Below are 25,774 nucleotides of genomic sequence, written 5' to 3' on the forward strand. Positions count from 1 at the left end.
CAGAGCCGTCACAGCGGGACGAATTCCCCCCCATTCACATCGATTGTGGCACCATTGATGAAGCCAGCATCGTCCGACACTAAGAACGCAATCAAATTCGCCACGTCTTCTGGGTTTCCCAATCTTCCGACGGGAATGCGTGAACGCGCATGCTGGTTCACATCAGAATCAATTGGACCAGTCATTCCGGTAACAATATGCCCAGGCGCGACAAGATTAGCCGTCACACCGGTTCCGTTAAGTGTCATGACCAAAGAACGAAGACAGCCCGCCAGCGCCGCCTTCGAGGTTGTGTAAGAAGCTCCTGCCAGTTTCGGTATCGTCCTACCAGCTATAGAGCCGATCAATATAATTCGACCGAACCGCCTTCTCATAAGATCGGGCAACACATACTGACAACAAAGGACCGGTCCCATTAAATTCGTAGAAAGGACCTGATTCCATTCCTTAAGTGGTGTTCCCATAAATGGTGTAGCTTGGCCATCTGCATTTTTTGGCGATATGCCAGCGTTACAGATCAGCGTATCTGGCGACCCCCAGTGGTTCCGCACTGCATCAAAAAAGTCAGCAATTGCTGTCGGCTCGCTTATATCAACACAGCGATGAAAGATCACATCTTTACCAAACTCCGCAGTGAACGTCTCAGCCGCCGCGTCCACGCGGCTAGGAGTTTTTCCAAAGAAAGCTACTCGGTAGCCTTCCATCGCCAGTCGGCGGACCGTCGACAACCCAATTCCTGAACTTCCTCCGGTTACCACTGCTATACGTTGATCGGTTTGAGCAATCATGCCGCCTGGTCCATTGCGGCAAAGAGCGAAAGCGGCGGATGAGCCTCGGGGTCTGTAACGACTTCAATCAAAGATGGAGTGGCGCTTTCAATGCTCAGTCGCAATTGCTCGGCAAAGTCAGCGGCGTTATCTACCGTTGCGGATCGACATCCACATGCCGATGCGATTGCTGAATGCTTTACGGGTGCGAAATGACATGCCGTGGTGTACTGACCGAATTTGACGGTTTCGGCATCTTTTTGGAAGCCAAGGATGCCATTGTTCAGAAGAATGATGGTTACGGGCAGTTGCATGCGCGTCATGGTTTCAAGTTCGGCCCAGCTATGCGCAAACCCGCCATCGCCAACGACCGCTATAACCGGCTTGTCGGGCCGGGCGACTTTTACGCCCATAGCCAGTGGCAGCCCCCAGCCAAGACCGGCCAGCCCGCGCGGTGTGATGAACCTGCTTCCCACTTGTGGGCAGCGCAGCTGGCCAACGACCCACATGGAAGAATAGCTTGCATCCGCCACAACCGTCACGTCGTGATCGAGCCAGGGTTGCAATTCCTTCATGATGCGCTCAGGTCGCATAGCGCCCACACGATCAGCCAGAACCGGCTGGCGTGCCGCATCATATTTCGACCAGAAGCCCGCAATTCTCTCTTCATAGGCCGTGCGCGACGTATTTCGATGCAGGAATTTCTTCTTCGACAAGGCATCGCATAGGGCAGTCAGCGTTTCTCGCGCGTCGCCTTGTAGACGTAACGCCTCGAAATTGCGTCCGATTTCTACAGGATCGATGTCGATATGTATGACCTTCGCTGAGACTGGGATCTGCTGCCAATTGTCGGTCCCGTTTTGATTGGTGCGCGTCCCCACTAGGATAACGAGATCGGCTTCATCCAAGAGCGCGCGGCTGTGGAATCCGAGCGATCGTGGGCCGGTCAATGATCCGAGAACCCCGGCAGATAACGGGTGGAACTCATCAACTGAGCCTTTCCCCATATTGGTCGTGAATACCGGAAGAGAAGCGATTTCCTGTAGTCTAGCCAGTTGTTGAGCGGCACCGCCAGCATGGACACCACCACCGGCCAGCACAACAGGATTATTTGCCAGCGCAATAGTCTCTGCTGCCGCTTCGATCAATTCATCGGATGGACGAAAGCGGTCAAGTGGCCAGTTGCCAAGACATGATGTTCGTGGGTTGTCGCTCTTTAGAGCCGGACTGCGCAAAAGGTCTGCGGGTAGCAACAGTGCAACCGGACCTGCTCTCCCGCTCGTAGCCGCGGTGAATGCTGCATCAATATAGTCGTCGACCCGTTCCGCAACATTAAGTCTACGGACCCATTTTGTGCAGGATTCAAAAAGCGCTATCTGATCGATATCCTGAAAGGCATTCTTGTCCGTCTGGTTTCGCTCCACATCCTGAACGAGTGCAACCACTGGAATGCTTGCCTTCATGGCCTCGGCTAATGGTGGAACAAGTAATGTTGCAGCAGGACCGTTCTGCGCCGCCACAACACCGACCTTTCCTGAAACACGTGCATAGCCATCTGCCATCGCCCCGCCCATATTTTCCTGTCGATACGCGATCTGACGGATGCCTCGCGCTTCGGCGGCGAGAATTACGGCGGACGGCAGACTTTGTGCAAAGATTGCTTCGACGCCGTGTCGGATGAGGGCTTGCGCGATACGATCAGCCACACTTTGTGTAATTTGCGTATGTTTCATGGAAGGTCCTCCCGAACCGGGTTATTTATGAGGAAATCATCGAATAGGGACGCAATAAGATCGACTTCTTTCTCAGTCATTGGGGTCGACAGGCTGGCCGCAGCGCCAAATGGCAACAGCACCCCATTCCTTTCAAAATGCCGCGTTAGTTCCCGCATTCGCAAAGCCTCATCCTTTGACACGATGGCATCGCGGTAAGTGGTTGGCGTCACACGTTTGGGATGAATACGAAAGAGTGAGGCAGCACCTGTCACGCTGTAGGGCGCCTCCCTGGACTGGGCGATCAGTGACAGACGCGCACGCAAGGAAGAACCAAGATTTTCGAGATGCGCGAAGATACTGGGGGTTAATGCACCCATCGTAGCGATACCTGCAGCCATTGAGATTGGATTTGCTGAGAATGTTCCGCCTTGCGGAAGTGCTACATTTCCATCCCGCTTCTCAAAAACAGACATCACTTCGGCGCGCCCACCGATCGCGCCGATAGGAAAGCCACCGCCTATGATCTTGCCCGTGGCTATCAGATCCGGTTTGAACCCGTAACGGTCGGAAGCACCCGCATAACCCTGCCGTATGTTCAAGACTTCATCGGCTATGATCAGAATGCCTTGCTCTTTTGCAAACCCGGTCAGCGTTTCAATAAATCTTTGATCAGGTTCAAAGAAACCAGCTCGGCTGGGCATCGGATCTATCAATATGCCAGCAATCCGCTCTTTGTTTTCTTCAAGGCGCGCAACCATGCCCTCAATCTCATTAAATTCAAGCACAATGACGTCGTCGCCGACACTTGCAGGAGCACCATTATAAACAGGGATGGGGACGAACTGACCGGAAGTATTGCTCTTGTAACTACCAGCTTGGCCGACTTCCGCCCAATCGTATGCGCCGTGATAGGCTCCCTCAAAACGCACGATCGCAGGCCGACCAGTAAAGGCACGCGCCGCCTTGATCGCGAACATTACGGCCTCGGTCCCGCTATTTACGAAGCGTACCTTCTCCATCGCTGGAATACGGGAAACAAGTAGTTCAGCAAGAGCAAGCTCGTGCTCGGTCGGATTGGAGAAACATGTTCCGTCCCGCAATAGCTTCGCGACCACTTCAACCACAGGTCGGAAGCCATGTCCGTGAATAAGCGTGGTGAAATTGTTGTTAAGGTCAAGGAGTCTGTTATTGTCCACATCGACCAGATAGGCGCCTTCACCACGCTCAATGTAAATCGGCACTGGATCTATATCAATCGTGGCACGTGACACACCTTGCGGCATGAGATCCAGACCGCGTGCGTAGAGACGCGACGATTGAGCTTTGCGTACTGGATCATCACAACGTTTTACGTGATTGGGTATCATTGTGTGGGCCCTTCAAAAAAGCTTTGGCCAACGCGTTTGCGTCAGCTTTGCATTTTTGTTGCAACAAAATTGCAAAACGTCAAGCCCATACAACAAAATTCTATTTTGAAGCGCTTCGTGCCCGAGCAGCCTGGCGCAATCGGCGATAGCCATCGCGAATGTCGCTTTCAAATGCGGCCCGCAACGAAGCACCATCCTTTTCCTCTAGGGAATCAATGGCCAACTGGTGGTTTCGTACTCCGTATTTTTCCTCCGCAAACTCTGGATAAAGATCATAAAGCGACGGACCGACCCGTAACCAGGCCCCTTCAATCATGGACAAAAGGCGAGGCATTCCGGCCATATTGTAAATATGAAAATGGAAATCCTTATTATGCCGCAAGACCGTTTCGTAGGCGCGTTCATCAAGTGCATTATTGATTTTATTCTGAATGTTCTTAAGTTTTTCAATATCTTCGTGGGAAACCTTGTCGACTGCCAGCTGCGCAGCCAGTCCTTCCAGGGCAAGGCGGATTAAAGTGATCTCCTGCAGATTTTCCTCGCTGAGAACCGGGACAATAACTGTTTTAGGACCTGAATAAACCAGTGCCCCCTCGCCGGTAAGCCGGTTTATCGCATCGCGCGCCGGAGTCGAGCTGAATCCAAGATCCTCTGCAACTGCGCGTACGGTGAGCTTTTTACCTGGCTTATAGTCTCCGCGTATTAATCGCTCTTTCATTTCGCGATAAGCGACGTCCCCAAGTCCCGAAGCCTGCCCCTCACTGACGGTATCCTGTATTTTTTCTGCACTCATTTAGACCTCTTACACTGTTGACACGCCATTTTTTTGATGCAACAAAATAGCAATGTAAAGTTTTTGCAAAGATTTTGTCGCATCATAACAGATTTTAACAGCGCGCGCTCGTGGAGTCACGCGATGGCTGAGCAAGCATGCATTCATTTGGGCGAGGCACAGGATACCTGCAGTTTAAGCAGACAGCGTGAACGCAGCATTTCGAAGATATCAACTTTGCTTTGGAGGAGGACAGATTGATCGGTCAAGAATTGGTACTAACCGGAATCGAGAAAAGATTTGGGGAAACGTGGGCTGTTCACGATACTTCGATCAACATTCAGGCAGGCGAATTTGTCTCAGTAATTGGGCCCTCAGGATCGGGTAAAACAACTTTGCTCACGATGATCGCCGGGTTTGAACAACCTACGAAAGGTCGCATTATAGTAGGCGGCGAGGACATCACCGCATTACCGCCCAATCGCCGAAATATCGGCATGGTGTTCCAAAAATACGCACTCTTCCCCCATCTGAACGTTCGCCAGAATATTGCCTTTCCTTTGAAAATGCGTCGGCTGGGCTCAAAGATGGAGATCCGCTCTCGCGTTGATGAGATGCTCGAACTGGTTCGCCTCAAAGACTTTGCTGATCGCTATCCAAACCAATTGTCTGGCGGTCAGCAACAACGGGTAGCCGTTGCAAGGGCTCTGGTTTTTTCTCCACCCGTGATCTTGATGGATGAACCCCTTGGCGCCCTCGATAAGAAACTGCGAGAGACGATGCAATTCGAAATCAAACGGATACAGGAGGAACTTGGAGCCACCGTGATCTATGTCACTCACGATCAGGAAGAAGCTCTAACCATGTCTGATCGCATCGTGGTTATGCATGACGGACGCGTGCAGCAGATCGGCACTCCATCTCAACTCTATAAAGAACCAAATGGCACCTTCGTTGCAGATTTCATCGGTTCAATCAATTTCATACCCGCAACCTACCGCGGAAACAAAAGTGGTAAATGCGAACTTGAGATCGCAGAAGGTTTCACCTTGGAAGTAGACACGCGGTTGCATCCTCACTTAAATGAGACAGCCCCCGGCTCCGAAATCCAGCTGGCCACGAGGCCCGAACACGTTCTGATTTCACCCAATGTTGAGCAGGGTCAGCTCGCGGGCACGGTGAAAGCGTTTGTTTTCATTGGTTCCAATATGATCGTCTTGATCCGCCTCGACGCTTTCCCTGATATGGAACTGCGTGTTCAATTGCCAGCGCGCGCATCTTCTCCTGACTTCAGCAGGAATAGCCGCGTGGGCGTATCCTTCGACGAAATGTCGCTCCTTACGTTCGTCCAGGAAAAGAGGTGGGCGGCATGAGTTTGGCGATTACTGATTTCAGCAAGATCCTGCAGGGAAAGTCCGCGCACCAATATCCGCCGATAACATCCTGGCTGTTGGTGCTTCCATTGCTGCTTTTGTTGGCTATTGGCTTTCTATATCCGATCGGCAGGCTGATCGCTCTAAGCTTTGACGAAGATGCAATTAGTTACTCTCGCATAGTAGAAGGGAGCCTATATCTTGATGTATTGGCTTCTACTGTTGGGGTCGCATTGTCCGTAACCGCTATTGGGTGCTTCCTTGGGTTTCCTGTCGCCCTCGTCATGGCGAAAGCAGGCAAGGTTGCAGCGGTCATTGCAGCCATTTGTGTCTTTATTCCCCTCTGGACCTCGGTCCTGGTTCGCTCATATGCATGGATTGTCCTACTTCAGCGAAATGGGATCGTGAATGGTCTTCTCAGTTTTGCAGGCATAACCAACGAACCTCTCAAGCTTCTCTACACACAAGGTGCAGTTATTCTGGCGATGTCGCATGTTTTGATGCCATTCGTCGTACTTCCTATATATGCCGCGCTTAAAGCCATACCACGGGACCTTGATCGCGCCGCGCTCAATCTTGGCGCAAGCCCATTGAAAGCCTTTTTTGTCATTACATTTCCCTTGTGCCTGCCGGGAATATTTGCCGGAGCCACATTGTGCTTTGTTCTGGCACTGGGGTTTTATATAACGCCCGCTCTGGTAGGCGGTCCGGATTCCATGTTGATGGCAACGCTTATCGGGCAGGAAACCACTGTGACGCTTGACTGGCCATTCGCCGCGGCGCTTTCAACTGTGCTGCTCGCCATGACAATTATCTTTGTCGCCTCGTTTCGACGGGTGCTCGCGCTCAATAGGGGATTTGGCAGTGTTCATTAATCAGCCCTCCACTATCACCTCACATCCGGTGATTTGCACCTCACCAGTTTCCATTAAAGGAGCACGCCTGGGTAATCTGATGTTGAAACTTTTCGCGGGCTTCCTGGTGAGTGCCATATTGCTGTTTCTCATCCTACCCACTCTGATCATTATGCCAATGTCGTTCAGCCAGACTGAATATCTGCAATTCCCACCTCAAGGATTCTCATTGAAATGGTACGTATCGTATTTCTGTGATCCTGACTGGATGGCTTCAACCTGGTTCAGCCTGAAAATTGCAGTAGCAACGGCGATAACATCAACCATTATAGGTACGATGGCAGCTCTCGCTATTGTTCGCGGCGACCTGCCCTTCAAGGGGGTATTTCAGGTGCTAACGATCGGACCCATGATCGTCCCGCATATCGTTCTTGGTGTCGCTCTGTATTTGGTTTTTGCGCCCCACCAGCTGACCGGCACTTTTCTGGGATTCCTTGTCGGTCACACGGTCCTGTCTGTTCCATTTGTGATGATTACCGTCGTCGCCGCGTTGCAGCGTTTTGATCCGACATTGGAACTTGCGGCTCTTAATTGTGGCGCCGGACGAGGCAGGGCATTTTTCCACATCACCTTGCCTATCATCACACCCGGCATTGCCTCAGGATTCGTCTTTGCTTTTCTGGCCTCATTTGATGAGGCAACGGTAGCATTCTTCATTTCTGACATAAACGGAAAGACGATCGGTAGAAAAATGTTTGAAGATATAGATTTCAACCTGACCCCAACCATTGCCGCCGCCTCTACCATCATCGTACTGGCGTCGATATGCCTTATCGCTCTGTCATTCATGCTCTCGCGATCCAGACAACACTAAAAGAAGGCGAAAAATTATGAGAACGAACAATGCCTACAAATCCTTTCGCCGCTCCATGGTTTTTGCAACAGCACTCGGCGCTAGCTTATATGCCGGAACTGCTTGCGCCGAAGAGGTTATCATCGCGTCAACCGGGGGCGCCTACGACCGCGCACTGAAAGAAGCATGGTTCGATCCGTTCACGGAACAGACAGGGATCCGCGTAAAAATTGTCTCCGCAACCAATGCGGAAATGCGCGCTAAGGCTTCCGCCATGGTCAAGGCCGGAAATGTGTCATGGGATTTGTATCTCGATGGAGAAATCCAGTCAGAATCCGATGCGCATCGACAGGTTACCGAGGACTTAAGTGAATTCTGCAAGACATTTGCAAACAGACCCGACCTGACGACGAATGCCTGCTCACGCGGCGGTGCTTTGCTCCAGTCGACAGCAACATTACTGGTCTATAGAAAGGACGTTTCGGGCGTGCCGGAGCCGCGAACCTGGGCTGACATGTGGGATATCTCCAAGTTTCCTGGCGGTCGGGCGTTCCCGAACTTTGACGATCCCTGGCGGGTACTCGCTGCGGCATTACTTGCTGATGGTGTAAAACGCGATGACCTTTTTCCACTTGATGTTGAACGCGCTTTCAAAAAGCTCGACGAAATCCGACCATCTATATCTTTATGGTGGAAAAGCGGAGATCAAAGTGTGCAAGGCTTCCGCAACAACGAATATTCATTGGGGCAGATATGGCTCACGCGCGCGCGCGCCCTCCAGACTGAGGGACTTCCAATCGGCTGGTCTTATGAAGCATCATTTCTTGTCGGTGATCGCATAGCTCTCGTTAAGGGTGCTCCCAATCGCAAAAATGCACTCAAACTGATGGCTTACTGGCTCGACAACCCCAAAGCTCAAGCCAAAGCATGCGACATTCTCGCTTGCACACCACCCAGCACAGATGCGATCGCTATCATGTCCGAAGAAACAAAGCGTTTTATGCCATCAGATGAGCAAGTACGCGACAGCGTCGTTGTTCCAGACGCTCAATGGATAAATGAAAATACCCGCATGCTGCTACAAAAATGGAACGTTTGGGTGCGGAGTTAAACTTCATAACAAACCGAAAGATGCCAGAGAATTGCAAGCTTTGGCATCTATACATGTCGCCATCTAGCTCAAGCTGATTGAAAAAAGATCTCGTGTTCAAGGTATTATCCAACGCCCCTCCTAAATCGGCGTTGTAATTGAGTTCCAACGTTAAAGTAATAATTCTTCTTATTTCTAGAATAAAAGATTGCAATAACAAACATCAAAAGCGCACATAAAATTTATTATTATCCATTTGTTAACAACCGATTGAACAAATGACGTCAGCATCAAATTGCGCTTAACAATTGAACGGGAGTTTGAGAAGTTTTACGGTTACTATTGCTAAATATCGTTCGTTGACAACGTGCAGTTCGCTATCCTGCTCGAAGCTAATCTTCTTAGTTATTTTGTTGCAACATTTATATGTATTTTTGTCTATATTAAAACAAAACATATGAAAAATATTGACGTACTTTAAGTTTTTATTAATATGGCACACGACAATCCATTATTATGTCGCAACATTATTCTGCGTTGCCGCCACCGGAGAGCTCCGATTGTGAACTGCAGTGTGCCAATATTTACCCAGAATCCTCAAACGTATCTACTTTTAGGTCATATTCTCAGCGTTGCAGGTTATACGCCAAGTCTTATGAAACTGGACAGTCTGACGTGTTCAAAGGATGCGGCCATTCCCTTTGCCGTACTGTTTGACACAGCTGAAGACACCGAGCCGATATTGGAGCTGTGCGCTAAGATTAAACACAACCCCACCACTAAAAATATAATTCTTATTGCATTGCTTCCACCATGTAACACAAGGAATTTTCTGCGTTTCCTGCAAGCGGGTATAGATGAATGCTTTGCTAATCCATTCGCGCCGGAGCGAATCTTGTCGTTTCTTCAAAACCGATACCCTCTCAGTATCGATCATACTTCTCCACATCCTCTTCAACGGAATGAAATCCATGTTGGCAACCTCGACATACTCGCCGATAAAAGGATTTTGAGATACGGAGAAGTGGAAATTCAGCTAACGCCTATCGAGTTCAGAATCTTACAGGGACTGATCGATGCTCCAGGTCATGTGTTGAATCGAGAGCAGATCATCAAGGTCGGCTGGCCGCCCCACCATTACGTCCAAAGGCGAACAGTAGATGTCCATGTGGGCAATTTACGAAGGCGCTTACGCAAATTAACCGGAAAGAACCTGATAAGAACGGTACACACGACCGGTTATGCATTTGAATATTCTCACTAAAATTGCTCTTTGTTAGATCTTCATATTTATGAAAACATTCTTCTAAAACAATTCATCGCAGCTTTGTTGATAAGGCAATCGCAAACCGTTGCAATAGCGGCAGCATAATGGAGGACGTGATGCCGCATAATTCATTTGGAATAACCGAACGCAGATCAACCTTGCGAACACGCAATACCACAAAGATGATAGCAGCCGCCGACTCGCATTTCGATGCCGCCAACCTTCAGGGGATTATGGCACTGTATGCTACTCCAATGTCAGGTCGCCAAGTCACGCTATTGAACCAAAATAAGCCAATTGTTGACTTTGTCCGGTGTTCCTATCTCGGATTAGACAACCACCCTAAAATTGTTTCCGGCGCAATCGAAGCTATTCGCCAAAACGGTAGCCTACATTGGTCATGTGCTCGAACCCGGTTAAACTTTGCGCAGCTCGCTGAACTCGAAAAATCACTTTCCGAACTCTTTGACGCACGCACCATAACCTACACGACAGTTCTTGCGGCGAATATGAGCGCGCTTCCACTGATCGCATCAGGGCATCTGACAAGCGGGCTGAAGCCGATTATGGTTTTTGACCGTTTCGCTCATGCTACCCTTGCTTATCATAAAGGCACCGTGGCCAATGAAACATCCGTCCAGACGATTCCGCACAACGATTTTGAAATGCTTGAGGCGATATGCAAGCAGAACCCATGCGTTGCTTATATCTGCGACGGCGTCTACTCTATGGGCGGCAGCACGCAAATCGATGAACTGAAGAGATTGCAAGAGAAATACGGTCTGTTTCTCTACATCGATGATGCACACGGAGTTTCGATCTTTGGAGACAAAGGACAGGGCTATGCTCGGACACAGTTTCAAGATCTAGGAGACCGTACAATTATCGCTACGTCATTAGGAAAGGGGTTTGGGGCGTCCGGTGGGTTGTTGATGCTGGGAACCGCTACACAGGAAACTCTCTTTCGACGTTTTGCGATTGCACATGCATTCTCGGCATCCATCAATACTGCCGCAATTGGTGCCGTCAAGGCCTCGCTGGAGATTCACAGATCACCAGAACTTTGCAACCGGCAGACTTCATTGCGAAGAAATATTGCGCTGTTCGACAGCTTGATGCCGACCGAGCAGCATGGCTCAAAGATGCCAATTCGCACGATCAGGATAGGTAACGAATTGGCGTCCATTTCTTGTGCGCAGCAACTCCTCAAGGACGGGTATTATGCCTCGGCCATATTCTTTCCAACTGTCGCCAAAGGTGAAGCGGGGTTACGGATCTCGCTTACGGCGAGCCATGAAGCTGATCAAATTCGGCGTTTTTGCGAGGCCGTTCAGAACATCGTAAGCCACAATCTCCGGGATGAGATAAGCTAGCAATTACATCGGCAGTTGGTACGGCATAAGTTCCATACGTCGTCATGTGATCGAAAGCACGTTCGCATTCGTACGCAAAATGAAACAGTTGTCTGAGCCAACTGCGCGGTTGTCAGTTAGATTTTTGGAAACCACGGTCGCTGTCGCAAGCAGTTGAGCTGGCGCAGCGCGTCAAAGCTTTCCGTTCGTTGGAAAACAGGAGGATTTCATTATGACGGAACCAAGATATAAACACGACACCGAAGCGTTCATTCCAATTCCGAATGCTGAGAAAGTCGGCAAGACATTCTGCCTTGAATACCGCGCGTATATTGTATCAGTCGATTTTTCAGGCCATGATAAGCTGATTACATTTGGCGACGGGCGCGCGATCCTCAGTCCCACTGCAAACGGCCTTCACCTGCGTGTGGAAGCCTTTGATCTCGCCACGTTCCATGGAATTTGGTCTCTCCTACAAGTAGGGCTCGACCTATGCAAAACGGGGCCTGGAGGCCAACTTGAATGGACCCCGTCGAGAGACGCGTTATTCCCCCCATTCGAAAGAAATACTGGCCAATCAAACTAACAAATCCTCACCTTTATTCTGAAGCAAATCGTAGCGTTTTCGCACTATCCTGATCACTGCATGGAGCGTTAAGACCTTCGATCACAACGCCAGGCGCTTGGCTAAATATCTCGGTAGTGCGTTTCTTAGGCTGGCCGCAATGAGATACTTTCCGTTAATGGCGTTCGCCGTTTTTTCTCCTTAAAACTCAGTGCTGAATACTCTGACCACGTTGCACGACCCGGCGCTGACGCTCTGCTACAATTTGCTCCGCACTTCCCATGCGAACGACCTGTTGCAAGGTTTTAAGTCGCTTTTGCATGGCCTCGAATGCTTGGCGCTGCTGTGGTGGTACGACGTTGACGACCGACTTCTCACCGCGCAAGATTGCATCGCGTCCAAACCTGAGATCGAGCGCCCGGCTTACCCGGGTAAATTCCTGCCAGGTTCTGGCATCGAGTGAGCTTGCGGCAATATCGAGCTTGGTGTCCTTCGTTTTGATCCCCGCTGTAAGCTCACGCAACGCATCTTCAGCCGCTGGCGACATTCCGGGAATTGCAGTACCCATACGCCGACGCTCTTCGACGATGACCTTGAGCTCGCTATCGAGAGCGGTGACATAGGACGCTGCCAGCGATCTGATACGGCTTTCCGCCTCCATAACGGCCTTAACGGCGTTCTTTCGCTCGCGACCGCCTGCCAGTAGTCTGTCGATAATGCGCTCAGAACCGCGCAACGCGCCGTAGGCTTCGGGATGGTTTGCCACAGCCGCAGCGATCCGCTCGCCAGAAATGCCTTTCAGGATCAGACCTTCAATCGTGCTCGCGGCGCCAGCTGGATCACGCCAGATGCTGGACGCTGTTTGGGCCAGGGCTGCGCGATTGTGTCTATAATGGTTTGCTGCGAGCGCCCTCGTTTGAGCCTGGTCTTCAGCGCGCGTTTTGAACTCTGTCACGGCTGCAAGCATCGGAAGATGCAGAGTGCTCTCTTTGCCAGGCTCAACGCTGGCAGCTGCAACCAACTTCCTGTGGTCTTTCCTTTCAGCAATATGCTGTTGCTCAGCAAAGCGACGCACAGCGCCAAACAGATGTGTCAGTTTCTCTCGACGTTCAGGGGTAAGATCGTCCGGCATGCGCTCAAGCCTATTGCGCTGAACAACCCCATCCACTTTATCCGTAAAAGTGGAGTAGCCGAAGCGGACCGTCAGCGCCTCATTGACGGCTTTCACTTGCTGAACCAGCAGACGATCCTCGACGGCATAGGCAAAGGCGGTCTTGTAGGCATCAGGCCCGCCGCTCTTGCGGACCGCTTCGATTTCTAAGAGGCGCGCCATTGCCGGTTTCGAAAGCGCCGGGATCGACAATGCCATATGCGCTCGCCGTTGCTTCTCGCGAAGGCCAAAGCCTTCGGCCTGACGCCGGAATTGTGTGGCATGAGCACGCGCGAGAGGGCTGAGTTCTGACAGTGCAGCGCGTGCTTGTTTATGCTCACCACGGGCAGCACGGCCGTCAGCGAGGCGATCCGATCCTAACAGGCGACCAAGACGCTGCGGCGTGGTCGCAAGATCCTCCGCAAGGCGGCGGGGTTCTATGTGCCTGTTCGACGCAAGCGCATTGAGCCTGGCCAGCGCACGGTCGGGATCGCGATAGATCTTCTCCAATACAGGCCGAAGAATGGCTTCTCGTTCCCTCCAGCGATCCGAGTGAAGCTGAGCACGTCTGGCGTCCTCCTCGACGCTGCGTGCAAACCGGGTTGTGGGTGCAATAAGATATGGCCCGCCGCCGCCCCGCTCTGATGTTTCAGGTGCTCGTGCTGCAAGGTTTTCAAAACGTTTGTCATTATAGGAAACGCTTCTTTCGCGCTCAATTACGATATCAAGCGCCACACTGGCCCGCTCCCAGAGCTTTGCCACTTGTCCGCGCTTGTCATCAAGCCACACCAGCTTTTGTCCGACACGCTCTTCTATGCTCGCTACACCTCCGGCAAGCGTGTCGATACCACGCCGGCGGGCAAAATCATGCGCATGCGCCCGATAACCAGCTTCATTCTCAAAATCGAGTGTTGTGGTTTTTGCACCGGAACGGCTAAGGCGTTCAACGAGCTGTTTAAATAATTCCGGGAGATAGCTCTCACGCTCGATCCGCGCCAATCTCAATGCTGCAGTTTCGAGCTGTTTTGCCGTCCAAACGTTTCGCTCGACCTCGCGTTCCTCGAAACTCTTCCGGCCGGTTTCCTTATCTATGACAGGGATTTTGACCTTGACGATTTCAACGCCATCTTTTTTCAAAAGAACAGTATCGCCTTCCGATACGCCTCCGTCGGACAGTGCTTGGGGCAGGCTGACGCCCCAGAGCCGATGCACTGTCCCGTCATTCGTCTTCACATCAGCATATGGACTTTCATCCGCATCCTTATCTTGAGGCCGGAACTTCGCAATTCCGGTTTCAACCAATTCCCCGGAAACGCCAGCGGCATGATCGATACGCGATTTCCTGCTCCATTGCGGTTTTGGCTCAAAGTCCTCACGCGCTGCATAAAGATCAGCCCGATCACGATGGCGGGTCATCGACACATAGGTCAGATGCTGATCCATCATGCCGCTGGCGAGCACAAAGGTCCGATCGACGGTCGACCCTTGCGATTTATGGATCGTCGCCGCATAGCCATGGTCAATGTTGCGATAACTGTCCTCACTAAGGACCACATCGCTTCCATTGTCGAGACGGATTGAAAGCAGTGGGCCACCGCGCTTGCTACCGGTGGAAACGACCGTGCCGAGCATGCCGTTCTTGACATAATGTGGACCAGGGCGGGTTGCACGCTTTTCAACAAAACGAGCATTTTCCATAAAGATAATGCGGTCACCGGAGGCAAACTCCCGAACGCCGCGCTCCGTGCGAAACTCACGCGCGTTTGTCAGAGCACCTTCCCTGTTCATCACAGTGCGAAGGGAGGAATTGAGCCGCTTTACATCTTCATTGGTATGGGCGAGCACGAGCATCTCATCGCCGCGCAGTCGTCCGCCGTTTCGCGCGGCAACACAGTTCGCAATTGCCTGTTGGCGCGCCTTGCTCCAGTCAGCGACAATACGCTCTATGGCCTCGCTACGCCGCTCAGCTTCGAATATATGCCCGTGTTGCGCATAAGCATCCAACCCCTCCCCAACCTTGCCCTGGGCCAACATTCGTGAGGCATCACGTGCCCATGTTTCCCGCTGACGGCGAACACCGGCAAGCTCAGCGAAACCAATTCGCTCCGCTATGGCCCGGAAAGCAGCACCCGCCTGAATGGGCTGAAGCTGCATCGCGTCACCGACCAAAACCACCTTCGCACCAGCATTCTCTGCCGCCTTCAACACGCGCGCCATTTGTTGCGAGGAAACCATACCGGCTTCATCAACGATCAACACGTCGCCGTGTTTGAGCAGATCACGACCATTCTCCCAGGCGAGTTCCCACGCCGCAAGGGTTCGCGATTTGATACCAGAACTCTCCTCCAGTCCTTCAGCCGCTTTGCCAGCGAGTGCCGCGCCAAAAACACGATGATGTCCACGTTCCCAAGCGCTGCGTGCAGCACAAAGCAATGTCGACTTGCCAGCCCCGGCAAGCCCCACCACGGCCGCAATGCCGTTCTCCCCCAAAATATGACGGACGGCTTCAACCTGTTCACGATCAAGCACCAAAGGCTTGTTCGGATCAGCCGTTTCAAAACTCCGGACAGCCTTGGCAATCTTCGCCTCAGCAATCCCAAACCCCTTGCGCTGTGACAAAACTTCCGCCGAGCGCGCCATGTCATATTCGATGCGCAAAATTTCGCGCGTGGTGAATATTGCGGGTTCAGTCACCTTGCCAGTTTGCCAATCCACTTGCTGCGCCTTTAACAAGACAAGATTGTCCGATGCCATTAACCGCGCACGGATATTGGCAAAATCGGATGGATCGTCGACATAGCGGTGCAGAATTCTCGCCATATCCTTTTCGTCAAAGGTCGAGCGCTCGTTGCCAAGTTGTTTCAGCAGCAAGCCGGGATCGGCCAGGAGCCGATCAGCCATCTCCTGTCGATGGGCAAGGGCCGCCGGTGCAAAATACATCTCAATACCCTTGCGTACCAACGCCGCCTTTTTCGGCCCAAGATGTTTCTGGGCAAATCCATCGAGGCCCTGCTCAGCATAGGAGCGTCCATCAAGACGAATGTCATGGCCAGCAAGTGTCAGATGCCGATTGGCTGTTTGCGCCCAGGCGATCTTCCAGGCTTTCATCGTCTCCTTGTCGCCAGCCCACTGCTTGTAAACGATCTTCCCATTCTGTCGATCCGGTCTCATAACACGCAGCGGCTGGCCATCACACCCAAGCACCTGGACATTCTTTCGCCCGAACCCTTCTTCGGTCAGCGGCCGCAATGCCGTCATCAGGTGGATGTGAGGATTGCCGTCCTTGTCGTGATAAACCCAGTCAGCAATCATCCCCTTTGAAGTCAGATTGTCCCGAACAAATTCCTGGACAAGGGCTATGTTCTCCCCCAGTGTCAGTTCCTCCGGCAGCGCAATAATAAGTTCACGCGCAAGCTGTGCATCCACCCGCGTCTCGAACGCATCAACCGCGTTCCATAATGCCTCACTTGATCCAGCGACACTTCTGCCGTCGATTGCGGACCTCAGCCACGCTGGGACCTGGTCCGGAAGCGCCAATTCTTCATGCTTCAGTTCACTAGCGCCACCACGATAGCTGAACGCAGTTCCAGACTGTTCGTCAAACATCCGAGCGCGATGACGATAAGCGGCTGCCGAGACGACGCTGCGTCCCGCCCCCCGACTTATCACCTGTGCTCTTACGAACATGATCGCCACGACTGTCTCCAATCTGCCAAGCGAGTCGCGTGAGCGACATTTATTGCATCCTCAAATCGATCAGGCTTTCAGCCCGATGCTGCTTTTCAGGAAGACGGCTCAGCTAAAAATTCCGGCATCACCATTTTGGAGAGTTGCATAATGTACCTTATTTTACTATCTTTTTCTGATTAGTTAAATACCTGTTGGATAAAATCGATATATGGAGGACGAAACGTCATGGCATCCAAATCATCAATCATCGATATCGACACACAAATCGAGAAGCTGCGTGAACGTCGAAAACTCTTGATAGTCAAATCGGCTGACCGCTTTGCGCGTGCTGCAACAAAGGCTGGATTAGCAGAAATGGAACTAAGCGATGAGGACATCGATCGCATCTTCGAAGAGATCGCCGCGCGATTTCCTAAAGCGCCAACAAAGAGGACCAATGGGGAAACAGCTTGGCCGCATAAACAGACAAATGGCGAGATTGGAGCGGCGGCAGAGGCTCCTCATGGCAACTGATCGCAAAAAAGTGGCCCGAGAGAAATTCCTGCTCGGTAGTATCGTCATTCGTGCGAGTTTATCAAATGTCGATCGGGCATTCCTGCTGGGCGGACTTCTGGAACTGGCGAGATTGTCACCCGCAACAACAGAATATCAACGCTTGCAGGATTTGGGCGAGATCGCTTTCCGATCCCCTGTGTCTGAGCGCGGAGATGTTACAGTTTCAGATGCAGCCCAATGACGGCACGAGGAAAACGCTGTTTGAGTGTATTACTCATTCTCGTTCCAATCGTCCTCTCCTGCTTTTTCTTTTATGTTGCAAACTGGCGTTGGTCTGAACTGGCCAATGGCATGTCAGGCAGAGTGCAATACTGGTTCCTGCGCGCGTCCCCCATGCCGGCGCTTGTGTTTGGATCACTCACCGGCCTCTTGATCGTCTGGGTGCTCCCGCTGCATCAACGCAGACCCATTGCCCTGGCAAACGTCCTTTGCTTTTTGCTCGTGGCTGGCTTTTACGCACTGCGCGAGTTCACTCGTCTCTCCCCCTTTGTGAAGAGTGGAGCGGTGAGATGGGAAGAAGCACTATCCTTCCTCGATATGATTGCAGTCATAAGTGCGGCAGTTGGCTTTCTCGCAGTCGCGGTATCAGCCCGCTTCGCAAACGTCGTACCCCAACCGGTCAAACGCGCAAGGTGTGCAGTCTTTGGTGATGCAGGCTGGCTAACCCTGTCGGCGGCGGCACGACTTTTTCCCCAAGATGGCGAAATCGTCGTCGGTGAACGCTATCGCGTCGACAAGCAACTCGTCCATGGACTGCCGTTTGATCCCAATGACCGCTCCACATGGGGAGATGGCGGAAAAGCCCCTCTCCTCACCTACAAGCAGGACTTCGATTCAACGCATATGCTTTTTTTCGCAGGGTCAGGTGGGTACAAAACGACCAGTAACGTCGTGCCGACAGCGCTGCGCTACACCGGACCGGTCATCTGCCTTGACCCCTCAACCGAAGTGGCACCTATGGTCATCAAACATCGCGAGAAAATGCTCCGGCGCCAAGTCATCGTGCTCGATCCGATCAATCCGATCATGGGCTTCAATGTCCTTGACGCAATTGAGACATCAAAGAACAAAGAGGAAGACATTGTTGGCATCGCCCATATGCTGTTGTCGGAAAGCGCGCGCTTTGAAAGTTCAACCGCCTCCTACTTCCAGAACCAGGCACATAATCTTCTAACCGGGCTTCTGGCCCATGTGATGTTGTCACCAGAATTTTCTGGCCAGCGTAATCTGCGCAGCCTGCGTCAGATCGTTTCTCAACCAGAGCCATCGGTACTTGCAATGCTCCGAGAGGTTCAAGAGCATTCAGGCTCGGCCTTCATTCGCGAAACGCTTGGCGTGTTCGTTAATATGACAGAGCAGACATTCTCAGGCGTCTATTCCACCGCATCCAAGGACACGCAGTGGCTCTCGCTCGACAATTACGCAGCCCTCGTCTGTGGCGACAGCTTCGAATCCAGAGAAATCGCTGAAGGCAAAAAAGATGTCTTCCTCAATATTTCTGCATCCATCCTTCGGTCTTATCCGGGAATTGGACGCGTGATCATCGGCTCACTGATGAATGCAATGATCGAAGCGGATGGGACATTCCAGCGTCGCGCTTTGTTCATGCTTGATGAAGTGGACTTGCTTGGCTATATGCGCGTTCTGGAAGAAGCACGCGATCGCGGTCGCAAATACGGGATCAGCATGATGCTGATGTACCAGTCAGTCGGCCAGCTGGAACGCCACTTCGGCAAGGACGGTGCTGTGTCATGGATCGACGGCTGTGCATTCGTGTCTTATGCCGCGATCAAGGCGCTCGACACCGCGCGCAACGTCTCCGCACAATGCGGGGACATGACGGTCGAAGTAAAGGCAAGCTCGCGTCGTATTGGCTGGGAAACAAATAATGGCGCGTCGCGAAAATCTGAAAACATCAGTTTCCAGCGTCGCCCCTTAATCATGCCACACGAAATCACCCAATCAATGCGCAAAGACGAGCAGATCATCATTGTACAAGGACACAGTCCGATCCGGTGCGGTCGTGCGATCTATTTCCGGCGAAAGGAAATGGACGAGGCCGCAGAAGTCAACCGGTTCGTCAATGCGGGGAAACATAAAAGTCACTGAATATTGTGAGCGCAGCGGAGGGCAGCAACTGAATGCTGCAGGATTCAGCACCGGGCAGCGCGAACCAATCAGCGAACTTCAAATACCAGTCAAGTTGCCAACAAAGCCTTCCGCAATCAGAATGAACACCCAAAATAGCATTCCATATCGGCTCAAACGAACAGCCAAAGATGCACCAATCCGAACTCGACGAGAACGTCATGTCACTGTTTCTTGAGCTTTACGGGCGAAACGAATGCAGGGATGAAAGACAAGGTCCCTGAGGCTCTCCTTAATTCTTGTTACAGGCAGTGAGGAGCAGGTTGCAGGTTCGATGTCTGCTTTCGCTCCAGTATTCGCACAAAACAAAGCGAAGCCTGGCAACGTGGGATCTGGCCTGGTAAAGTCGGCCCCGAAATTCGGGGCCGGCTCCATTCGTGGTTCAGTTCTGGTTATTCCAGAGGATGACTTTCCTATCCGGATCACCGCCCGGGGCTTGCGCGAGGTTGCCGCAGAGCACGCCAATTTCCGGAGCTTCCAGCTTTATGGAGACGTACTCTTCACCGGTCTGACGGGCGATACGGTTCCATCCTGCGCCAATCTCGAAACCGCTTAGGCGATGAATAACCAGGAAATCGGGGGCTTCTTCACTGACCTTGGTAGCGTTCGGGACGATGGCGATCGGGGCATTGACCCGGATGGTGGCGAAGACGCCCTCGAAAGTACCGTCAGTCTTCTGCGTCAGGGTTGCGATTGTGGTGGCCACGGTTCTGTTTCCTTCGGTTGCTCGGGACCATTCCCGATGGCGCACGAAGAGACGATGGATCTGCTGCGGTCAGCTCACCCGCATTTTTTGCAAAATTCTATTTGCCATATTTAAGTGATGGCGCACTTTTGCCCGCCTGCAGGTGAAAATGCCTGCCTCGCATGGGAAAACTAAATCGAATTTTGCAAAAAATGCGGGCGAGTCTTACCCCGTCAGGGGTTGGCCGCAAAAGCTGACCCTCGTCTATACGAGCGACATAAAACGGGAATGGTGTGGAGTACCCGATGAAGCGGCTAATCATTTCTGGCCACCCAATTCGCAACCTCGCGCTTGCCGGGCCACGACTGGGCGCTTTGCCCACATCCGGCCAGCATTTCACCGTCCATTCGTTGCAGGCAGCGTCAGGTGTATAGCCCTCCTCGACACCCGTTCTGCATCGTGGGCTCGCAAATGAAGTGTAGTCGGGACGTCATCACTTGCCAACGTGAATGTAGCGCTTAGTAACGCCGTTCATGTCGCAGGCAGATCGCGATCTTTGCACAATCCGTTCTCCCGGAACTGCGTCCTGATAATAGATTTCAGTCGCTCTGAATGTTCCATCGATGCGTTTGCATTGCACGACGATATCGATGGCAATCCGCAACGAGGAAAGCACGTCTGAACGTTCAAGGTCACGTCCTGCTTCCGATTCCTTCACCAGTGTTGCCAGCTGCTCGAAGGCCAATTCTGCCGATCCGGCGTGAACGGTGGTTATCGAACCGGGATGCCCGGAATTGACGTTTCGAATGTAGTAAAAGGCGGTTCCGTCACGAAGCTCCTGCAAAAGGATGCGATCTGGTCGCATGCGCAGGCACGATTCCAGAAGTTCGCGCGGCCCCGCGCCCGAAAGACCCTGACCACCCTTGGAATAGTAAAGCCGCACATGATTGGGCTGTGGGATAACCAGTTCCGGCGTGTCCTCAATGGAGATTACCCGTTCATTTTGGGGAATATGCTTGATGAGAGCTTTGGAAAGCGTGGTTTTGGCAGAACCCGTCGCCCCTGAGATGACGATATTCTTTCGTGCAATGACTGCCTCTCGCAGGAACTGCATGTAGGCGCCGTCATGATATAGCTCAACCAGTTTCATATCCTGTGTGGATGATGTGACGCCAGTGCGCCTCGCTTCACAAAAGAATCCCTTTTCCTCAAGGTCTGTTAGCGCCAGATCCACCGATGATGGTTTGCGGATTGTGATACTGACGGTGCTATTGGTAGTGGCCGGAGGTATGACGATCTGAATGCGCTCGTCGTCTGGAAGTGTTGCCGAAAGAATGGGGCGTTTTTCATCAATGGACTGGTTGGAAAAGGTCGCAACGGCCCGCGCAAGGCGCATCAGCTTTTCGAATGTCAGGTCCGGGGCATCATGGACCTGCCACCCATTTGGTCCTTCGGTAAGTATCTCACCGGGCCGATTGATAATCACCTCATAGAGCGATTTGTCTGCAAGGAAGATCGCAAGTGGCGATAACAGTTCGCGAACGACGACAGCATCGGTTTCCTCCGTCATCAAGCACTCCTACTTCGTCACGATCGTCGAATCCGGAATAAAGTCACCCTGCACCGCCCTGTCGAAGATGCGGTTCCTCGGTTCGGTTACACGCAGACGGTAGACGCTAGAGAAGTCGAGATCACGAGCCACGAAGATCGAGACGAGTTCTCCCTGGTGTTTGTTCAAGGTCGGGGGAATGTTAATCGACTGCTCCACGGCAATTGCCGCCGCCTGCTGGCCAGCACTCGCGGTCTTTTGCGCATCAACATCACTGTCCTGCAAACGGCTGTTGGCATAGCTCGTTGCATCGCCGACGATGGACAAAAGCAGCGCACTTCCAAACCGCTCCCACCAATGCGTGTCGACATGGCCGTCAACGCCGGCACGACCGAGCAGATCCGTTGCGGGAGAGGCGAGCGTGACAATCACGCCTTTGGGTGTTTTTGCCCTGTTCCATAGCACGAACAGCCTCTTTTGGCCGCGCTGAAGGCCGCCACGATATTCCCCAACAACCTGCGTCCCCTTTTCCATCAGAACAACCCGGCCATTATCGGAAAGAACATCGCGATTGATCACACAGCTCGTAAAACCTGGCTGATCAGAGGCCAGCGCCGTTTCCAGCACGCAAGGAATGGAAGTACCCATCGCGACAATGAAATCACGATTGCCCAGCGTACCGGCACGCGAGCCTTCAAGCTTCGTCGGCCGCACGAGACCATCGAAGCGTTGCCGATCACTATTTGCCTGGTTCTGACCTGACATGTCGCTGGTAAGTGGTACAAAGTTGCTATCTATCAATTCAGATTGATTACTGGCTGCCTGTCGTGACGGCGCACTATTCTGTCCCCGGCTATAGGCAATGACTGGTGCGCGCCGCGCGGAATCAAGCAATTCGTCCTTTTCTGGTGCAACAGGCTGAAGCGCAGGTGTGGGCAGCGCCACCTTTGTCTCTGGAACCGACACAACCGGATCCGCCTTTTCCTTTACCGGTTCAAAATCATTGGTCTGGCGAATGACAATGCGCTTAGGTCGTGTCTGCTCATCATTGTACTTCTTTCCCGAGGTTGACCAGATGGCAAAGCCCACAAACGCCACGACAGCGAGCGCGACCGCGCCGCGTTTGAGAACCGGATTATTGTCTATGCGCCGACCGACAGTCGTCTCGGCGCGTTCACCGGGAATATGGGTTTCTTCTTCCTGTGCCATGACTATATCCCTCCCCTATTGCATTGCTTGATCAGTTTTCACGACGCGTTCGACCGAGGGCGACGTCGTACTGGTATCGGGATTGATGCCTACGCGGTTATAAGCTTCGTTGAAAACGCAAATGACATCCTTGCCCCGGCGCAGAATAAACTTGCGGCTGATCGCGTGGACCATGACCAGATTGCCATCGACAGATTTCGGCACCAGGCTTTCCGAACCATCAAAATTTTCCATATAGATTGCGGGCATTTCCTGATTGCCGACAAAGACAAAGGTCGTGATCTTGCCATTGTCATAGACGCTCTGCGGTTCAAGCGCCGGAGCGCCTTGCGCTGAATAGTGCCAGTTGCGCGGACCATAAGCCTCATGAAGCGCCAGAACATCGTCGGCGGCCTTCGCCTGCGCTTCGCGGGCGCGAGATTGAGCCTGTAGGCGTCGGGCCTCTGCTTCATCGCCGGGATATCGGAACTTCACATAGAAGTAAGTGTTTTGACCAGCTTCCACAGGTCCGTGGCGCACGGTCAGTTCCATCTGATAGCTGCGCGTCGAACCATCACGCCTTGTCGTCACAACGGAAATATTCGTAAGCGGCTGCTTTTCGCGCGGCTTTAAAAACAGGATATTGCCAGCAGGAGCAACTTCCCAGGCCATGCTGTTGCCGAGTGCTACATGCGCGATCTCCTCGTCGGCTGCAAATTCCACCTGCACGGAAGAACGCAGCGAGCCGACAATCTTCGTGATGTTATAGGGCTGGTAATTGACGAAGCGAACGCGACTATCTTGTGGGCCCCCGCGTGGAATATCGAGCGCATGCGCGCTGGAAATGGTTCCGACAGTGAGAGCTGTGAAAATGAGGATTTTTCGTATCAATCGATTGCCTCCCGATCGGAGCGATATTCGCTGACCACAAAACCAAGCGGATTGACCAGCCGGTCTGTCGAAGTCATCGGCGCGTTGGCGTAGGAAAAAGTGAGCGTCGCAACCCAATGGGTCATGCGAACGTCATCGCCGCGGGTCACGGTGCGCATATAACGGACAGACACGACGTTCTGGTTGATCAGCGATATAGAGGCAATGCTGATCTTCGCTGTCGCCGCGCGACCATAAGTGACCTGCGGCGATTCAGGATTGCTGCCGCGATAATGGCCCGCAAAACGATCCTGCTCAGCCTGCACTGACAAAAGTGCAATCGTCCTGAAATTCTCTTGCGCCTCGCTCCAGACATATCCCTCGCGGGCACGAACATATTTTGCAGCAAAATATTTGGTCACCGCTTCATCATAGGTGCCAGCCGTCGATGTCAGTGCGGAAACCACATCGACAATACCGGTTGAATTATCGACCCGGACAACAAAGGGTTCCACGGTCTTGAGCGGCGTCAGTCCGGCAATCGCAAAGACCGAAACGGCAGCAACAAGGCTTGCGGCAATCGCAATCGACCAGGCAATACGGTTCGATCGCTCAATTTGGATCAACCGGTCCTGGTCGAAACGGCGCGCCTTTTCAAAATAGCTCTTGAGATTATCTGTTGAGACCATGACTTCACTCCGCGCAAGGACCATAGGAGCCGTCAATGTCGAGGTGGTCGAAGGCAGCGGCTCCCTTCGAATGCTCCATATAAGGCGTGACCGGAACCGACGACCCCGCGTTAGATTGCTGCGATTTCAGGTTTCGTTTGCCTTCCCATTGCCACATCGAGCTATTGAGCGGACGGCGGGAATAGCCATTACACTTCGGCAAGGGATAGCTCAGCGAAGCGCAGCCACTCAAAATGAGCACAATCGCAAGCAACAGGGAAAGCCTGATCATTGGGGAGGACCCTTTCTGATTTTAAGAGAGCGTTATCGAGCCAAGAATGTGGAACGGGCTTGCGTCATGCCCCCGTTTCTCTGGAGCCAACCGTTCGCCCGACCAGACGAGCGGTGCGCATAACAAGACGTCCTGTGCTCCCGGTGCCACGCGCAAGCATGCCTTCATGCGCATCACGCGCCGTGCTGTATCCGTAGGCAAGCGACGCTCCTCCGGAAGCAAGTGCCGATGCAATGCCGGGGAGCTGATAAAAGACGTAAAGTGCGGCAATTCCGATGGCGCAAAGTGCAATCGGGCGCATGAGGACATCGGAATAGCCATCAATTGTCGTGAAGGTTGAATCAATACACGAGATCAGCAGCGAACCCACCGCAACAACAAGGACCTGCAGGATAACGAAATTGGCAAGTTGTCCGATCCAGGCCTCGGTAAAACGTCGGGTCGATTGGAACATGGCAAGTGCGACAAAGATCGGACCAATCGCCAGCACAATGGCAAGCGCAAGACGCGCATATAGTGACACCACATAGCCGATGCCGGCGACAAGGAAACTCACCGCAATCACCATCATCCCGGCAACACCGGTGACGATATCGATCGGCCAGGCGGCGCGTGACCAGATATCTGTTGCTGATGCCTGGCCCTTGTCGAGAAGGCTGTCAAAGGTGCTGGCGCTTGGTGATGCGCCAGAATTCAGTGCCTGCGCGATTTCATGCGGCAGCACATTGAAAAAGATGTTCGTGACATAGGTCTGATATTCGCCTGCATTTCTGACCAGCATTACGATGATCGCGAGTTTGATGGCCCGGAAGACAAATTCGACGATCGGATCACTAACCGAACCACGCAGCACCAGATAGCCATAAAGCACGATATAGAGGGTTACTGCAGCAGTGAGCGGGCCCGTCACCCATTCGGCAATGTTTGATGTACCATCGGAAACGAACGTCTCCAATGGTCGCTGGAACTGACTGTCGATGAAGTCGAATACCTGGTACATGGCA

The 25,774-nt window shown here is 52.5% G+C and carries 22 protein-coding genes; 10 read left to right on the plus strand and 12 right to left on the minus strand.

Annotation, left to right across the window (positions count from 1 at the left end; genetic code table 11):
• Positions 1-8: 8 nt before the first annotated feature.
• The 4 genes from QBD00_RS10435 to QBD00_RS10450 form a co-directional block, all read right to left on the minus strand.
• Positions 9-788 (minus strand): SDR family oxidoreductase, encoded by a 780-nt coding sequence (locus QBD00_RS10435; protein WP_318579396.1) that lies wholly within the window; start codon positions 786-788, stop codon positions 9-11.
• Positions 785-2,500: an acetolactate synthase catalytic subunit gene (locus QBD00_RS10440; RefSeq protein ID WP_318579397.1), complete on the minus strand. Its 1,716-nt coding sequence runs from the start codon at positions 2,498-2,500 to the stop codon at positions 785-787. Before QBD00_RS10440 ends, QBD00_RS10435 begins: the two co-directional genes overlap by 4 nt.
• Positions 2,497-3,849: an aspartate aminotransferase family protein gene (locus tag QBD00_RS10445; RefSeq protein ID WP_318579398.1), complete on the minus strand. Its 1,353-nt coding sequence runs from the start codon at positions 3,847-3,849 to the stop codon at positions 2,497-2,499. The genes QBD00_RS10440 and QBD00_RS10445 overlap by 4 nt, the downstream gene beginning before the upstream one ends.
• 100 nt (positions 3,850-3,949) lie before the next feature.
• The gene (locus QBD00_RS10450) at positions 3,950-4,642 is read right to left on the minus strand and encodes a GntR family transcriptional regulator (RefSeq protein ID WP_318579399.1); all 693 of its coding nucleotides are present in this window, start codon (positions 4,640-4,642) and stop codon (positions 3,950-3,952) included.
• 236 nt (positions 4,643-4,878) lie between these two features.
• On the opposite strand from QBD00_RS10450, the gene QBD00_RS10455 reads away from it, so the two are divergent.
• From QBD00_RS10455 to QBD00_RS10480, 6 genes are all read left to right on the plus strand, one after another.
• Positions 4,879-5,994, plus strand: a complete 1,116-nt coding sequence (locus tag QBD00_RS10455; protein ID WP_318579400.1) for an ABC transporter ATP-binding protein — start codon at positions 4,879-4,881, stop codon at positions 5,992-5,994.
• Positions 5,991-6,869: an ABC transporter permease gene (locus tag QBD00_RS10460; protein WP_318579401.1), complete on the plus strand. Its 879-nt coding sequence runs from the start codon at positions 5,991-5,993 to the stop codon at positions 6,867-6,869. The genes QBD00_RS10455 and QBD00_RS10460 overlap by 4 nt, the downstream gene beginning before the upstream one ends.
• A 79-nt stretch (positions 6,870-6,948) precedes the next feature.
• Positions 6,949-7,722, plus strand: coding sequence for an ABC transporter permease (locus QBD00_RS10465; protein ID WP_318579501.1), 774 nt, complete (start codon positions 6,949-6,951; stop codon positions 7,720-7,722).
• Positions 7,723-7,777: 55 nt separating this feature from the next.
• Positions 7,778-8,812 carry an ABC transporter substrate-binding protein gene (locus QBD00_RS10470; protein ID WP_318579502.1) on the plus strand — a complete coding sequence of 345 codons (1,035 nt, stop codon included), beginning with the start codon at positions 7,778-7,780 and terminating at the stop codon, positions 8,810-8,812.
• Positions 8,813-9,353: 541 nt separating this feature from the next.
• Positions 9,354-10,055 carry a response regulator transcription factor gene (locus QBD00_RS10475; RefSeq protein ID WP_318579402.1) on the plus strand — a complete coding sequence of 234 codons (702 nt, stop codon included), beginning with the start codon at positions 9,354-9,356 and terminating at the stop codon, positions 10,053-10,055.
• 119 nt (positions 10,056-10,174) lie between these two features.
• Complete coding sequence (locus tag QBD00_RS10480) at positions 10,175-11,431, plus strand: aminotransferase class I/II-fold pyridoxal phosphate-dependent enzyme (RefSeq protein ID WP_318579403.1); 1,257 nt, start codon at positions 10,175-10,177, stop codon at positions 11,429-11,431.
• Between the two features lie 752 nt (positions 11,432-12,183).
• Here the strand turns inward: QBD00_RS10480 and traA are convergent.
• On the minus strand, positions 12,184-16,821 hold the full coding sequence (gene traA, locus QBD00_RS10485; protein ID WP_318579404.1) for a Ti-type conjugative transfer relaxase TraA: 4,638 nt from the start codon (positions 16,819-16,821) through the stop codon (positions 12,184-12,186).
• A 219-nt stretch (positions 16,822-17,040) separates the two neighbouring features.
• Between traA and QBD00_RS10490 the strand changes: the two genes are divergently transcribed.
• From QBD00_RS10490 to traG, 3 genes are read left to right on the plus strand one after another with little or no spacing between them, the layout of a single operon-like run.
• Positions 17,041-17,328, plus strand: a complete 288-nt coding sequence (locus tag QBD00_RS10490; RefSeq protein ID WP_134155697.1) for a TraC family protein — start codon at positions 17,041-17,043, stop codon at positions 17,326-17,328.
• The gene (locus QBD00_RS10495; protein WP_318579405.1) at positions 17,318-17,551 is read left to right on the plus strand and encodes a conjugal transfer protein TraD; all 234 of its coding nucleotides are present in this window, start codon (positions 17,318-17,320) and stop codon (positions 17,549-17,551) included. Before QBD00_RS10490 ends, QBD00_RS10495 begins: the two co-directional genes overlap by 11 nt.
• The gene (gene traG / locus QBD00_RS10500; protein ID WP_318579406.1) at positions 17,548-19,479 is read left to right on the plus strand and encodes a Ti-type conjugative transfer system protein TraG; all 1,932 of its coding nucleotides are present in this window, start codon (positions 17,548-17,550) and stop codon (positions 19,477-19,479) included. The genes QBD00_RS10495 and traG overlap by 4 nt, the downstream gene beginning before the upstream one ends.
• Positions 19,480-19,900: 421 nt before the next feature.
• Here the strand turns inward: traG and QBD00_RS10505 are convergent, their stop codons facing one another.
• Positions 19,901-20,224 (minus strand): DUF736 domain-containing protein, encoded by a 324-nt coding sequence (locus QBD00_RS10505; protein WP_318579407.1) that lies wholly within the window; start codon positions 20,222-20,224, stop codon positions 19,901-19,903.
• Positions 20,225-20,508: 284 nt separating this feature from the next.
• Between QBD00_RS10505 and QBD00_RS10510 the strand changes: the two genes are divergently transcribed.
• Positions 20,509-20,637: a hypothetical protein gene (locus QBD00_RS10510; protein WP_318579408.1), complete on the plus strand. Its 129-nt coding sequence runs from the start codon at positions 20,509-20,511 to the stop codon at positions 20,635-20,637.
• Positions 20,638-20,696: 59 nt separating this feature from the next.
• Here the strand turns inward: QBD00_RS10510 and virB11 are convergent, their stop codons facing one another.
• The 6 genes from virB11 to QBD00_RS10540 form a co-directional block, all read right to left on the minus strand.
• A complete protein-coding gene (gene virB11 / locus QBD00_RS10515; protein ID WP_318579409.1) occupies positions 20,697-21,773 on the minus strand; it encodes a P-type DNA transfer ATPase VirB11 in 1,077 nt (358 codons plus the stop codon).
• A gap of 9 nt (positions 21,774-21,782) precedes the next feature.
• Entirely contained in the window at positions 21,783-22,961 is a 1,179-nt protein-coding gene (gene virB10, locus QBD00_RS10520; RefSeq protein WP_318579410.1) for a type IV secretion system protein VirB10, read from the minus strand.
• A 15-nt stretch (positions 22,962-22,976) separates the two neighbouring features.
• Positions 22,977-23,831, minus strand: a complete 855-nt coding sequence (gene virB9, locus QBD00_RS10525) for a P-type conjugative transfer protein VirB9 (RefSeq protein ID WP_318579411.1) — start codon at positions 23,829-23,831, stop codon at positions 22,977-22,979.
• Entirely contained in the window at positions 23,828-24,499 is a 672-nt protein-coding gene (locus QBD00_RS10530; RefSeq protein WP_318579412.1) for a virB8 family protein, read from the minus strand. Before QBD00_RS10530 ends, virB9 begins: the two co-directional genes overlap by 4 nt.
• Positions 24,500-24,503: 4 nt before the next feature.
• A complete protein-coding gene (locus QBD00_RS10535) occupies positions 24,504-24,770 on the minus strand; it encodes a hypothetical protein (protein WP_318579413.1) in 267 nt (88 codons plus the stop codon).
• 64 nt (positions 24,771-24,834) lie between these two features.
• The gene (locus QBD00_RS10540; protein ID WP_318579414.1) at positions 24,835-25,770 is read right to left on the minus strand and encodes a type IV secretion system protein; all 936 of its coding nucleotides are present in this window, start codon (positions 25,768-25,770) and stop codon (positions 24,835-24,837) included.
• Positions 25,771-25,774 lie beyond the last annotated feature (4 nt).

The organism is Ochrobactrum sp. AN78 (genome assembly GCF_029909885.1).
Lineage (GTDB): Bacteria > Pseudomonadota > Alphaproteobacteria > Rhizobiales > Rhizobiaceae > Brucella > Brucella quorumnocens.